We start from the raw sequence: 14795 nt of genomic DNA on the forward strand, positions 1-14795 counted from the left end.
CTTGAACAATAGGCCGAATTTACGACTTAGGCTTGCGAATCTCCCAGTAAGTAAGTATAATTTAGCTAGTTTCAATAGATTTTAAGCTAAAATAAGTGTATATAAAATAAAATTTAGCTTGAAAGAGACAAGTTTGAGTATGAATAGAGTAACGATATAAAGACCGCAATAATGAATTATAGAGATTTGCGGCAACAAAGGAGATGAGAACATGGGTCAAGAAATTAAGAAATATGTCGAAATGCCCCTGATTCCTCTAAGAGGTCTATCTATTTTTCCATATATGGTATTACATTTTGATGTTGGAAGAGATCGTTCCATCAAGGCGCTAGAAGAGGCCATGATTAAAGATCAAAAGATTTTTCTAACAACACAAATGGACATTGATGTTGACCTTCCTGAGGAAGGTGACTTCTATGAAATCGGAACCATTTGTAAAATCAAGCAAATGCTTAAGCTCCCAGGAGACGCTATTCGCGTTCTTGTGGAAGGTCTAAGCCGTGCTAAAATTGCAGAAGTCCTTCACGATGAGCCTTATTTTAAAGCATCAATCCAGGTGTTTGATGAAGAGGATGTTAAAGACAAGGAAACAGAAGCACTTATGCGTGCATGCGTGAATGCCTTTGAACGGTATATCTCAGTGAGCAACCGTGTTTCGCCTGACGTTATGGTTTCTGTGCCTACAATTGAACAGCCAGGACGTTTTGCCGATACGATGGCGTCTCATATGGTTCTGAAAACAGATCAAAAACAGCAAATTATTGAAGCTGTGACTGCAAAAGAGCGTCTTGAAGTCATTTATGAAATGCTTCTGAGTGAGATTGAAATCCTTGAAGTGGAAAAGGACATTAATGACAAGGTCCGCAGTCAAATCAACCAGCTTCAAAAGGAATACTATCTGCGTGAGCAACTTAAGGTTATTCGTGAAGAACTGGGTGAAGACCACTCTGGTGATTCAGAAGTCGATGAGATGCGTAAGGCTCTAAAAAAACTGAAGACGTCTAAAAAGGTCAAGGAGAAGATTGAAAAAGAAATTGATCGTCTTTCCAAGATGTCGCCGTCTTCTGCAGAATCAAATGTTATTAGAACTTACGTCAATACAATTTTAGAACTGCCTTGGAATAAGCAAACAAAAGACACCCTTGATCTGACTAAGGCAAGAAAAATTCTTGATGAAGATCATCACGGTCTGAAAACGGTTAAGGAGCGTGTGCTTGAGTATTTGGCTATTCGTGAGCTGACTCAAAGCATGAAGGGTCCTATTATTTGTCTGGTGGGACCTCCGGGTGTTGGTAAGACTTCCATTGCAAAATCCATTGCCCGTTCACTCAATAGAAAGTTTACGCGTATGTCCCTAGGTGGCGTTCGTGATGAAGCTGAAATTAGAGGGCATAGAAGAACATATATCGGTGCCATTCCAGGTCGCATTATTACGGGTATAAAGGAATCGGGCACGAAAAATCCTGTTTTCCTATTTGATGAAATAGACAAGCTTGCAAGTGACTTTAGAGGTGATCCTGCGTCAGCCCTTCTTGAAGTGCTTGATCCAGAGCAAAATAAAGACTTCAAAGACCATTATCTAGATGTTCCTTTTGATCTTTCAAAGGTTTTATTTGTGACGACTGCAAATAGCCTCAATACGATTCCAAGACCTCTGCTTGACCGTATGGAAGTCATTAGAATCAGTGGGTATACAGAAGAGGAAAAGCTGCAAATTGCCAAGCAGTACCTTGTTCCAAAGCAGCTTAAGGAACATGGGTTAACAGATGACAATCTCCAGCTTTCTGAAAAGACTCTCAGAGCCATTATCAATAATTACACGAGGGAGTCTGGTGTGCGTGAACTGGAAAGACAGATTGCTTCTGTTTGCCGTAAGGCCGCAACGCGAATTGTAGAAGAAAAAGTCAGCACGGTGCGCTTTAACACATCAAACTTGAATAAGGCTCTAGGTATTCCTAAATATCGTCATGATATTATTGGAGAAGAAGACCAGGTGGGCATTGTAACAGGCCTTGCGTGGACGGCTGTTGGTGGCGAAACACTCTCCATTGAAGTCACACCTATGAAGGGCAAGGGACAACTGGTTTTAACAGGCCAGATGGGCGATGTTATGAAAGAGTCAGCACGTGCAGGCATCAGTTATATTCGTTCAATATCTGAGAAATTTGAAATGCCAGAGGATTTCCATGAAAAGATGGATATCCATATTCATATTCCAGAGGGCGCCATTCCAAAGGATGGACCGTCAGCGGGTATCACTATGGCAACGGCAGTGCTTTCAGCCTTGACTGAAATCCCGGTCAACCGAGAAGTGGCTATGACAGGGGAAATCACGTTAAGAGGTCGTGTTCTTCCAATTGGTGGACTTAAGGAAAAATCACTTGCTGCAAAACGCGCCGGCATAAAAAAGGTGCTGTTCCCTCACGATAATATTAAAGATTTAGAAGAAATTGATGATAAAGTGAAAAAAGCGATAGAATTTATTCCAGTTAAGAACATGGATGAAGTTCTGGAGCATGCTCTTGTAAAACCTAAAAAGACGACGCGTCGCAAAAAGGCAACCAAGAAGGAAGTAAAATAATGAAGATTAGTGAAAGTAAGTTTATAATCAGTGCGGTTAATCCATCACAGTATCCAGAAGATGAGCTGCCTGAGATCGCTATGGCTGGTCGTTCGAATGTGGGTAAATCATCTTTGATCAACATGTTGATCAACAGAAAAAACTTGGCTCGAACAAGCTCCACACCAGGCAAGACTCAGACAATCAACTTCTATGACATTGACAGCAAGTTTAGATTTGTTGACCTTCCGGGATATGGGTATGCCAAGGTTTCTAAGACACAAAAGGCGGCTTGGGCAAAGGTTATGGAAACATACCTAAACAATAGAAAGACCCTTCTGGAAGTCATCCAGTTGGTTGATTTACGTCATAAGCCGACAGAGCAGGATGTTCAGATGTATCAGTGGATTCTTAAATGTGGCTTTAATGGGATCGTCATAGCAACAAAGCATGACAAGGTTAAGGCCAGTCAACTTGAAAAACAAAAGAATTTGATTCGAAAAACACTGGGTATGCCTGATAATATGCCTGTCTATACGGCTTCTGCAACAAATCGCTATGGAAAGTATGAAATATGGGACATGTTTAACCATTTGTTTGAACTCAATGGTTACGATGTTCATGTGGAACGACAGACTGAAAAGTAAATCTTAAGGCACCTAGAACATTTAAAAAATGTTCTAGGTGCTTTTTTATATAAGTGAAGATGAACTTGTTTGATATGATGGTCACGAGCTTGGGATTTTCTGTATTAAAAAATGTACAGAGCATGATATAATGGGACTGTTGAGAGTCATAAACCCAAGTTAAGGGGGCGAAAATGATTTCGAATCGCTTTTTTCACAATAAAGTCATTATAGGTTTAATCGTGATGACGGTGGTCCTGTTTTTGGTATTTGATGTGGCCACACAGTTTCTTATCCGCGCTGAATTTGATGAGAGGGTAAGAGACAGCGTGGCATTTCAGGCCATGGAAACCAATGAGGTTTTAAAGGATCTTGAAGAGGGGCTGTCATTAATTGATAAAAGCATGTCTTTTAATATGAACAATGCATTAAAAGGGCATGTTGATATTGTCATGTCTATTATTGAAGACAGGCAAAAGAACATGGCGAAAAATACTCAAAATGCCCAAAATTCCCTTGAAGATCAAGAGTCTATCATGATCGGACAAAGGGAAATTTTAAAGAACATTGAGGCTTTTAGGGAAAATATGGATGGCACAATGGCTGTGTATAGTCTCGATAAGGGGATGCTTCTCTATCCGAGTGGAGAGAGTGGGCGGATTAATCTCTACTTTAATTCTCAAAATAAGGACATATTGAAAAGCGCTGTGTCAAAGGGCAGTCTATTTGGAACCATTAAGACGACAGATATTTTACGTGGTGAGTCAATACTAAGCGGATATTTTGCATATGAACCCACCTGGAAATGGCTTATTTTTGCCGTTAAGGAAGGCGAACGCGCTGAAACGTACAGAGCGTATGGTGAAGACATTACCATTCGAAGTGGCCTGAGTGGTGCGATTGCTTATGATATTGTTGAGTCTGCATTTGTTCTTAATCCATATTACTTTTATGAATTTGGTGTGGAAAAGGACCTCATTGGACGAAAAGTATCTAAAATAGACCTAAAAACCAACAAGGACTTAAGTGAGCTATACAGTGAAAATAAGGACGGCTTTGTTGAGTACGCCATATTGAATGAGGCCACTGGTCAGGCAGAAGAAAAGCTGGCCTATATACTTCAGTCTAGTGATGAGAAGCATATCATTGTGGTTGAGGCTGATGTTGAAAAATACAATGAAGTCACATCTGAGATTATACTAAAACTCAGATTAATGGCTGTGACAGCCTTCTTGGTATCGCTCCTTATATTGGTTCTGCTTTATCAAAATTTTGTGATACTCATTGATCCCATTGCTGAGCAGCAAGGAGGTCGATCATAATATGAAAAAACAGATAAGAAATATTGCCAATGCCTATGTGCTTGTGGTTGTTCTCATGGTCATTCTACTCTTGTTCATTGCAATTAGAATGGTGGATGTTTATTATAGTGACAAGGCTGGTCAAATACTGGAAGCGAGAGCCTTGGAGCTTGAAAACCTATATGAAAACTACTCAGGTGCAGGAGAGGTTTTACAAAAGCTAAGTGATGACTATGTCAACAAAGACATTGTAACGCGCATGGATGGGATTGTTGACATTCTTCATACATCAAACCCTGGCTATCTTGAGGCACTAAGTGTTGAAGATGAAGTCATGAAAAACTTGGAGGGGCAAAAGGTATTTATGGTACCGACAGAGCGTTTTGCCAAGTTTATGGAGTCTTATTATGGAAAAAATCTTGAACTATTAACAGACTCTGTTCAGTATTTTGATCACTTTGAAAAGCAGGACCACTGGCGTGTGGCGACAAAATACTGCGAGGACCATGATATTGTCATTGTGGCTTCAGAAAATATTTCGCAGTCAGATGTTATGCATCAGCAGTTTGAAGATAGTATTGAAGCTAGAATCGAAGAACATATTAGGCGACAACCTATGGGGGTTAGCCTCATGGTTATTGGAAGCGATCGTTCAATTATATATAGCTCTGAGGGCTTAAATCGATTTGAGTCGGTGGAAGTCTTAGATATGCGAACAGGGAAGAATGTGTTTGAACTTGCCAGTGAAAAAGACTCAGGGCATTTTGAGTATCAAATAAAAACACCAAGTGGTTATAAGGAGTATTATGCCTTTGCGCGGACCAGTCCCTCTTATGGGGCCTATTTGATTTTAAGCTTACAGAAGAAAAACCTTTCGGCTCACTTTGGCAAGGGGACGGGTATATTTTTAAAAACAGTGTCAATTCTTCTTGCTCTCATTTGTATATGGACCATTTTCCGATTTAGAAGTGTCTTCAAAGATGTTCCTGATTCTAAAGACAAGAATCAAAGTGAAAGAGGCTCTTATTTTTAATAGGGTCTAGTGGAAGTTTTGCAAATGTTTTTATTCAAAATTGGTCTAGACAATGATATTCTATTATAGTGGTATGGGAGTACAAACTCCTTTTATATACTTTAGGAGGTATGAAAATGGCTAAAAAACCAGTGGTTACGATTAAAATGTCAACGGGTCAAGTCATCAAAGCAGAACTTTACCCGGAAATTGCACCAAATACAGTGAATAATTTCATCTCACTCATTCAAAAAGGATACTACGATGGACTCATATTCCACCGTGTTATTCGCGGATTCATGATTCAAGGGGGTTGCCCAGACGGAACAGGTATGGGTGGTCCAGGGTATGGTATCAAGGGTGAGTTCAAAATTAATGGATTCACAAATGACCTAGATCATACAGCAGGCGTTTTATCAATGGCTAGAAGCCAACATCCAGATTCAGCAGGATCGCAGTTCTTCATTATGCACCAGCATTCTCCGCACCTAAATGGGTCTTATGCGGCATTTGGTAAGGTGATTGAAGGTCTTGATGTTGTTGATGAAATCGCAAACCAGTACACGGATCATTTTGATCGTCCATCGGAAGAGCAAAAGATGGAAACTGTAACTGTTGAAACGTTCGGTGAAGAGTACCCAGAACCAGAAACAGTTTAATAACTAAGAATACTCAACAGGGCTTATATGGTAGAGAACCAAATAAGCCCTGTTTTGGAGGAAAAAACATGCGAAGTAAGCTTAGAGTAGACAATTTTGCGGGTATTGTCATGGTCATTATTTTGAGCATGATTGCACTGGAATTCCTGTTTATATTCAGCGTTGTTCAGAACAGTTTTGAGCAGCAGCAAAAACAGGAGTTATCAAGGTATGTGTCCTTTATAAGCCAGTCATTAGATGAGTCAATGGCTGTGACCAAGGACTATGATGCCCTTCAAAATGCAAATTTATATGAAAAGGCAAAAAATGCCCGAAATGACCTAGAAGGTCTTGCGGCCATTGACATAACCAGTGAACACCTTGAAGAGGTCAAGAAAAAGCATGGCTTCACCAATGTGGCTATTTTTGTGCCTTCAGATGGTGATGTCATCATTTTAAATTCTACCAATGAAGATGAAATAGGTATGTCAACTAAAAAATGGTCATACTGGCACGATGCCTTTCAACAGCTTTTAAACAATGAGACAGTCGATGTGGGACGAGGTCAGTATTTCCAAGATTTCTGGGTTGGACCGAAGACCAAGTCTCATACTCTGAAGGGCTTTTATAAGTTTGGATACATTCATAATCCAAAAGAGAAATATATAATCAATGTCTATGTTCAAAGTGATGAAATGATCGCAGACAGAGCAGCAGGCAGTGTCAACAAGACCCTTGACGATATTAGAGACAATATTGATTATGTTGACCATATTGGTATTGTAAAAGCCGATATATTAAAGGCTTATAGGAACACTGAGTATGAAGGGTCTAACAAAGAGCCCCTCATATTATACGGCGATATAAAAAATACGGGTTTTACAAAGATAGATTATGATGTCGATGACTTGATGGCATCTGGGGAAATGCTATTTGAAGACCTAGACCGAAACAATCAAAGACTGGTCCTGAAAAAACTCAATGAAAATGAGATGTTGGTTATTATAATCAATAACCTGAAAATGGATGAACTCCTACAAAAGTTCATGCTCATAACCATTGCCCTTACAGTTGTGGCCAGTGCGGCTATCCTCGTTGTAAACTTCTGGATGATTCGTAAGTACGGCGCTTTGCTCGATGTTCAAAGAGACAGACTCGACCTAGCTAAATCCTTTAAGAAAACGATTCAGAGTATGCCTTCAATGATTTTCCACTGTAAAAAGAATGAGTATGGTGACATCGTTCTGACCTATAATGATGGTATGGCATTTACTGCAGATGAAGTTGTGCTCACGGATTCTGACCATGTTAAGTTGGAAGCTATATATTCCAGTGATTTTGTAGATAAGGCCAAAAAACATCTTATAAAGGCTTTCAATAATGGAAAGAGCCGTTTTGAAGCTTCGCACAACGGACGAATCTTCGATGTTCTTGTGTCACCTGTTGTGGAATCCGGTGTGGATGCAGAGGGGCAAGTTATTGAGGTCATAGGATTTGGGACCGATATTTCTGAGAGACTTACACGTCAACGCTCGGCAGAATATTTGGCCATGCATGACCAGCTCACACCCTTACCAAACAGGCGGGCTTTTGCAGAACGCATAGAGGAGCATATGGCAGCTGGCAAGGAAATGTTTATCGTATACTTTGACCTCGATCAATTCAAAAAGGTCAATGATGCCTATGGTCACCAAGTTGGCGATGAAGTTCTTCAGCAGATTGCTGAACGCTTCAAGCTCTTCACCAATGATGCCTTCAAGATTGCCAGAATGGGTGGAGATGAGTTTGTTGCATCATGCTATGACTTATCACAGGATGAAGTGGAAGTCTTGACACAGCGTATTATCGACACCATATCAAAGCCGATTGAGCTTGATGATGTGACTTGTACCATTGGGGCAAGCGCAGGCATTAGTCATTATCCTCGCGACGGGAAGTCTACTGAAATTCTCATAGCCAAGGCGGATAAAGCCATGTATGAGAGCAAGGCTAAGGGGGGCAACTCCTACAAGGTTGCGGACTAGGATAAAATTTAATCAATATACTTTATCATCTGGTGGAATCTAAAGACATAATGGGGCTGCAAATCATGCAGCTCCTTTTCTGTATAAGGAAAAGTGCCATAAGCGGCCATTAATAGGAGAAAAAGGTATAGGGGGATGGATCTTCGTTGGAAAAGTTTTGTACTTCATGTGGGGAGGCTTTGGGCCAAGACAGCAAGTATTGCGGAAATTGCGGTCAAAAGGTTAGTGGTGAAACGGATCAAGCGAATCTTGTAGAAAAAGAATCACTAGGTAAGAGTATGGAAGAAAAACAAGCAAAAAAGAAAAATGGAGTGACATATAAACGGAAAAAACCAAAAAAGAAGAAAGAAGTAAGAAAGAATGCGAAGAAGACAATAGATTTGAATTTGCAGAATGAAGAGGCAGGCCAGAACGATCAGAGAAAACATAAAAGTAAAAGACCAATCGGCAGAATTGCCCTGCTTGTTTTATTATTAGTGATGGTTGTTTTTAAAGAGGACTTATTGCTTTTCAATGTAGGGCTCTTTTTGCTTGTGGCGGGCTGGACCCTCTTTGGCATGGCAAACCCCAGATTGGCACTGCCCTGGTTGCCGCCAGAGAAGAGAACAAGACCAAGGCTCCTACTTAGAGGACTCATCAGTTCAGTATTAATAGTTTGCATTATAGTTTGGAGTCTGCCTGGCCCGGTAAATACGGATACAGGCAGTGGAAACACAGACAGTGGTTCAGTGGAACTTATAAGTCAAGAAGATGTCATTCTTGTGGAAGACCCCTCAAATATTCCACTTGGGATCACACCAAAGCAAGTGAGCTTTGCTGATGGTCTTCAAGTGGTGCTGCCAGGTATGGGCATTGAAAACACAGAAAGCCTAGAAATTCAGCCTATTGAAGCAGGGCCGGACCTTGACGATAATATTAGCAAGGTTCATGCATCCTATGAAATCACACTTGGAGACCATCATACTTTTGATGGACATTTGGAAGTGTCTATCCCTTATGAGGCATCTGATGTAATAAGTGGTCGTCCTGAAGATGTTTTAGAGGGCATGTACTATGACGAAGATTTAGGGCAGTGGATTCCTGTTATGACTGAAGTGAAAGAGAGCCGAGCGGTTCTTTATATGGACCATTTGACAAAGGTCACCCTTGTTGAAAGCGCTCGACAAAAGGCAAGGCCGACCTTGAATTTTAATGACTCAAGTTCGGATATTCTTTCGCAAGCGGATGAAATATTGAAAACTGGAAACATGGACAAAATGGAGCTTGTCGGTTGGAGTCAAGCTATGAATCTATATGGCTTTACAGGTTCAGGTGTGACTCTGGCAGATGAAGTTCTCAAAGTTCAAAAAATGGGCAAGTCAGGAGACATCATGAAGCACCTCGGTGTGATGACAACCCTAACCCAAGTCTATATGGAAATTCGAGACGGCAACTATGACTCTGCGAAAATAACATCAACAAAGGGTTTTATAAATTTTGCCATTGCACACTGGGGGAGTTCGGCCCTTAATATTGCTGGCGTGGGTATTTTCTTCATAGACTATTCCCTCAACACCTTAGGGAGTGAAGCGAAAGCCTTAAGACAAGGTTTGCTGGATGATATATACGGAGAATATTACAAGAGAAATTATAGAAAGCCAACAGAGTGGTACAATAAGTTTTGGGACATAGCGACATCCGCTCAGTCACAGGAAGATATGAAAGTTCAAGTTGAGAAAGAAATAAAAGACTATACAGCAATGATATGGTCAGATGACGGAGCTGTGGCAGAACTTCAAGCAGAATTACAAGGTCACGGATGGACTTTTGAAGCGGGTTTCACTCAGGAACAAAAAGAAAAACTTGAAGCCCAGCATCGAGCCTTTCTCATTCAGACTTTACAACCTGTTTTCAAAACGGTGGAAAAAAATCTGCGCATGCGTTTCATTAAAGAAAAAGTTGAAGCCGAGCAAAGAGCGTTGAACTACCTAAATGGCGTTTTCTATATTGATGTCAATTTATCAGGGGGCATGCCAGGCAGTACGGTAAAATCAGAACTAATTAAAGATGGTGTTATCTTAGCCATTGGTGAGATGTACACATTAACAGATCCATATACAAATAATTTGGTGGCTAAGTTTCAGATGAAGCGTGGAGACTATATTATTCTTGGCAGTCCAGACGAAGTTCAATTGACACAGATAAGACCTGATGGAACCACAGATGTTCAGATCAAGGCTCTTTCATTCACAGACTATGGAAGGGGATATGTGAACTTCGCTTTAGAGGCGCCTCTGTTTGATGATTCTATTGAAGACCAAACTTATGCTGATTCATATGATGATGGGGATGCGGTGATTGATACATCTGGAGTGGATGACAAAGTAGACCACCAAACAAAAGAGGAGAAGGTTGAGACCCTACGTGATGCCTTAGGCGCCTTCTTTGGCGTTATTGAAGAGTATGCCCACCGAACAGATGATGAAGCTGTAGGTATTCTTCAAAGATCCTATGATGAATTGATTAGAGTTGCAAAAGACATGGTTGACATGTCAACAACAACGGGGACCTTCACAAGGGACTTTGAATATGATGGAGACTACTGGACCGAAGGTGAGTATACCGTTGTGTCAAATGCACTTGAGTACGTGTACGCTTACTATGACGAGCATGATGAGGACACATCAAGTGCTGGTCAAAACGATTATGACAGTGATGAAGACTATGATGACGGGACAAGCGTAAGCTCTGATAGCGGATTTGTGGATATTAGCGATGCAGAGTACAATGCCCTCAGTCCGTCTGAAAAGGCCTACATTGATTTTAGAAGGGCAGAAGCACTGATGATGGCGCTTCCCGAAGGTGAAAAGAAAGAAAAGGCTCGAAAAGAAGTCGAAATGTATTACAAAATATATATGAACTCTTTAAAGCAGTAATTATCTAGTTCAAGCATATATTGGGTCAATAAAAAAGGCAGTGCCTTGCAAGTTCTTCTAAGAGAACATCGCAAGACACTGCCTTTAGATTTTAATTAAGCTTTGTCAGAACAGCAAAGAACATTTTCGATTTTATGTTTTACCATATCTTTAATGGCTTGACGGCCAGGTCCAAGATACTTTCTAGGGTCAAATTCTTTTGGGTTTTTCGCGAAGTTTTCACGAATAGAAGCTGTCATAGCAAGACGTAGATCTGTATCAATATTGATTTTGCATACGCCAAATTGAGCCGCTTTTTTCAGCATGTCTTCAGGAACACCTTGTGCGCCTGGGATGTCGCCACCGTATTCATTACACTTGTCTACAAACTCTTTGATAACAGTAGACGCACCGTGTAGAACGAGTGGGAAACCAGGAAGCATATTTGTGATTTTTTCAAGACGTGCGTAGTCAAGCTTTGGTTCACCAGTGAACTTGTAAGCACCGTGGCTTGTACCGATGGCGATGGCAAGAGAGTCACAACCAGTGCGTTTTACAAAATCAACAGCTTGATCAGGGTCAGTGTAAGTTGCATCTTCAGCGCTTACGTTAACTTCATCTTCAACGCCAGCCAGTTTACCAAGTTCTGCTTCAACGACAACGCCACGAGCGTGTGCATATTCAACAACTTTTTTTGTAAGGGCGATGTTTTCTTCATATGGAAGGGCAGAACCATCTATCATGACAGATGTGAACCCATCATCAATACACTGCTTGCAGATTTCAAAGCTGTCACCATGATCAAGGTGAAGTGCAATATCAAGGCCAGTGTCTTCAACAGCTGCAAGAACCAAATGCTTCAGATATGCAGGCTTTGCGTATTTACGTGCGCCAGCAGATACTTGAAGGATTAAAGGTGCTTTTGTTTCCTGTGCAGCTTCAACAATACCTTGAATGATCTCCATATTGTTTACATTAAATGCACCGACTGCATAACCACCCTCATAAGCTTTTTCAAACATTTCTTTCGTTGTTACAAGTGACATAGGTATCCTCCTTGTTATGTATCCATGTGATCCAGCGGATCATATCATTAGTACCGAAACGGCGGGCCAGAAAATGTCCTGGTTTAGCCACGGTTCGGTTATAGTGTAGCACAATAACGCACACCTGGCATGCTTAATACCCATATTGATATTAATCAAACTTTTCACAAATTGACTATCTAACTATAACTATGTGATTTCAATGCTTATCGGATTATATACATTTTTTTAAAACTTTCATAAGAGATTTGAATATAGGCTTGACTCTGTTCTTACAACAGACCTTATGCTTAAGATGAGGTGAGAGATATGAAAATGAATCAAAATGCACAAACATTCAATACCTATGCAAGGCCAATGATAGTGAGATCCCTGTTTGGAAGCTTAATGCATACAGCCGACAGACTGATAGCGGCCCTTTTTATTGGTGCATCAGCCCTGGTGGCCACAACGCTGATTACCCCACTTATGTTTTTGGTGGCAGGGATAGCCATGCTCTTTATAAGTGGGCTGGGCGCTTATGTTGGACTTCTCATAGGACGGAAAAATGTTAAAAGAGCCAGTCGGCTTTCAAGCGCGGTTTTGAGCCTTATGGGAGGGATGGGCATTCTTCTGGCGATTCCAGGCTTGTTCTTCAGCCAGGAACTTGCCTATATACTTGGGGCAAGGGGGGGCCTGTTGACCCTGTCAGCTGAGTATTTAAAACTGTTTTCCTTGTCCTTTCCCTTCCTCTTGCTGGGACGCGGGCTTGATGTGCTTGTTCTCAATGACGGGAGTCCAGCCTATAGTTTTAAGGTCAACATAGCCGCCACTGTCTTAAATTTGCTTTTAAATGTGTTTGCAGTGGCAATCCTTGGTATGGGTATTAAAGGACTGGCCCTTGCAACGCTTGTGAGCACGGCCTTTGAATGTGGAGCTGGATTTTATTACTTCCTTTCAAGAGAGACCATTATTAAATTTTCAAAACCCCTATTTGAGTTGAAGGCTCTATTTAGAGTGGTCTATAATGGCATAAGTGATTTTGCAGTCATGGTAGTGGAATCGGTTATGGTTTATGTGGTGAATATGGCCTTTATAACATATTTGACACCTGGGCATTTTGAAGCTTATGCTGCAGCAAACATCATTATTTCCATGTTTTATAGCATATACTTGGGTGCCTCTATGGGGCTTCAGCCCATGTTTTCCAAAATGATGGGAGAGAAAAAATTTGGTGGATTAAAACCCCTGATCGCATATTCTATTCGAAAAAGTTTTGCTTATGGTCTACTTGTATATATAGGCTTGATGCCATTTGCAAGATCAATATTAGGACTTTTTCTAAAGAGTGAAGGGAATGTTGAAATAGGTGTATTCTTCTATTTGACCATAGGGGCAGCGACTTTGCTTTCCAACTTACCACTACAATTAACCATATTTTTTACGGCTATAAACAGACCCATGGAATCGGCCCTCATATCGTGTGTTCGTACGCTTGTACTCATACCGCCAGTTGTCTTTGTATCTATAAAATACACTGGAGCTGTGGGCGTGGCCACGGGATTTGCCGTGGCAGATGCCCTAATGATTCTAGGTTTAGTGGTCTTTATGAGTAGACTTAAAATTTCAAAGCTGAAAGTGCTGGAGTGAAAGACAAAGACCTGTTGATCTTAAAAAGCTAAGGAATGCCATGAAGGGTCCAAAATATAAAAAAATGCCAGAGTATTATCTGTTAAAAAAACAGTGATTTTTTAAGGCTGTTATTTAAGGTATTTTCCATGGGAAAGTTTGTGGTATAAAAGAAATATGCGAGCGGACAGATGAGCCCGGAAAGGGTGGCTGAAGTGGAAAGAAGAAAGTTGATAAAAAGTGAAGTTGCAAGCATGTTTAATACGACCGTGGAAACATTGCGACACTATGAAAAAAAGGGGCTTATCCATCCTGAAAAAAGGGAGAATGGCTACCGCCTTTATGGATTTGAAGACCTCCAAATGCTCAGACAGATATTTTTGTTTAAGGAAATGGAGCTGTCTTTGGGTGAAATGAACATGTTGATTGATAAGCACTTAAATGAGGCAGAGTATTTGGATCTTTTAGAAAGACATCAAGCGAAACTCAAAAGCAAAATTGACAGGCTGACAAAAATTCATGCTGACATCGCCCAGCTGAGAGACTTGTTAAGCAAACAGTCCGCAGATTTGTCCTTTCTATTAAGAGACCAGGGCGAGCGTTATTTGTATGTTCTCGACCCCCTTGAATCAGAGGTTATGGATTCTCCCAAAAGCTACTATGACAAGTTTGAGTCCTATATAAAAAAGAAGGCTTATTCGGAGAAGACCCTGATGATTTTATATCCTTATGATGGGCTGAACAAGGGGACTGATATTGAATCTAGGATTTGCATTGAGGTGCCAGAACCTGATGAGGGTGTTGAAGTCTTAACAGAGGGACTCTACTTGTCCATATTCTATCCCTTCAAGCATGGGAATTTATTTGAACTGCCAAGTCTAAGAAAGAAAATAGACGCATATTTGGTAAGCCAAAATCTCAAGCGGGTGGGTGACTTTGTTATTGAACTAGAACACCCAGAGCTTTCTCTTTTTCTTGAAGAGGACAGAACTGTGTTCGAGCTGCAAATTAAAGTGGAGAAAGTTGCTTAGGGCATGGGGAATGCATGCAATAGACATGGTTCATTGTGAAATGGTATTTACCCAA

At 40.8% G+C, this 14795-nt stretch carries 10 protein-coding genes; 9 read left to right on the forward strand and 1 reads right to left on the reverse strand.

What is annotated here, in order from left to right:
• Positions 1 to 211: 211 nt before the first annotated feature.
• From lon to ACQ4KW_RS02345, 7 genes are all read left to right on the forward strand, one after another.
• Complete coding sequence (lon, locus tag ACQ4KW_RS02315) at positions 212 to 2581, forward strand: endopeptidase La (RefSeq protein WP_430884925.1); 2370 nt, start codon at positions 212 to 214, stop codon at positions 2579 to 2581.
• Positions 2581 to 3207, forward strand: coding sequence for a ribosome biogenesis GTP-binding protein YihA/YsxC (gene yihA, locus ACQ4KW_RS02320; RefSeq protein WP_430884926.1), 627 nt, complete (start codon positions 2581 to 2583; stop codon positions 3205 to 3207). Before lon ends, yihA begins: the two co-directional genes overlap by 1 nt.
• 173 nt (positions 3208 to 3380) lie before the next feature.
• Positions 3381 to 4508, forward strand: coding sequence for a hypothetical protein (locus ACQ4KW_RS02325; protein WP_430884927.1), 1128 nt, complete (start codon positions 3381 to 3383; stop codon positions 4506 to 4508).
• 1 nt (position 4509) lies between these two features.
• Entirely contained in the window at positions 4510 to 5520 is a 1011-nt protein-coding gene (locus tag ACQ4KW_RS02330; protein ID WP_430884928.1) for a hypothetical protein, read from the forward strand.
• A gap of 116 nt (positions 5521 to 5636) precedes the next feature.
• Positions 5637 to 6158 (forward strand): peptidylprolyl isomerase, encoded by a 522-nt coding sequence (locus ACQ4KW_RS02335; protein WP_430884929.1) that lies wholly within the window; start codon positions 5637 to 5639, stop codon positions 6156 to 6158.
• A gap of 68 nt (positions 6159 to 6226) precedes the next feature.
• Positions 6227 to 8161, forward strand: coding sequence for a GGDEF domain-containing protein (locus ACQ4KW_RS02340; RefSeq protein WP_430884930.1), 1935 nt, complete (start codon positions 6227 to 6229; stop codon positions 8159 to 8161).
• A 146-nt stretch (positions 8162 to 8307) separates the two neighbouring features.
• Complete coding sequence (locus tag ACQ4KW_RS02345) at positions 8308 to 11076, forward strand: hypothetical protein (RefSeq protein WP_430884931.1); 2769 nt, start codon at positions 8308 to 8310, stop codon at positions 11074 to 11076.
• A gap of 95 nt (positions 11077 to 11171) precedes the next feature.
• Here the strand turns inward: ACQ4KW_RS02345 and fba are convergent, their stop codons facing one another.
• Positions 11172 to 12101: a class II fructose-1,6-bisphosphate aldolase gene (fba, locus tag ACQ4KW_RS02350; protein WP_430884932.1), complete on the reverse strand. Its 930-nt coding sequence runs from the start codon at positions 12099 to 12101 to the stop codon at positions 11172 to 11174.
• Positions 12102 to 12410: 309 nt separating this feature from the next.
• Here fba and ACQ4KW_RS02355 point away from each other — a divergent pair, with 309 nt between their 5' ends.
• Both ACQ4KW_RS02355 and ACQ4KW_RS02360 read left to right on the forward strand, forming a co-directional pair.
• On the forward strand, positions 12411 to 13730 hold the full coding sequence (locus tag ACQ4KW_RS02355) for an MATE family efflux transporter (protein WP_430884933.1): 1320 nt from the start codon (positions 12411 to 12413) through the stop codon (positions 13728 to 13730).
• Positions 13731 to 13924: 194 nt separating this feature from the next.
• Entirely contained in the window at positions 13925 to 14740 is an 816-nt protein-coding gene (locus ACQ4KW_RS02360; protein WP_430884934.1) for a MerR family transcriptional regulator, read from the forward strand.
• The last annotated feature ends 55 nt before the right edge of the window (positions 14741 to 14795 follow it).

It is taken from the genome of Tianxiuia mixotrophica, from assembly GCF_050596425.1.
Taxonomy (GTDB): Bacteria; Bacillota; Clostridia; order Peptostreptococcales; family Acidaminobacteraceae.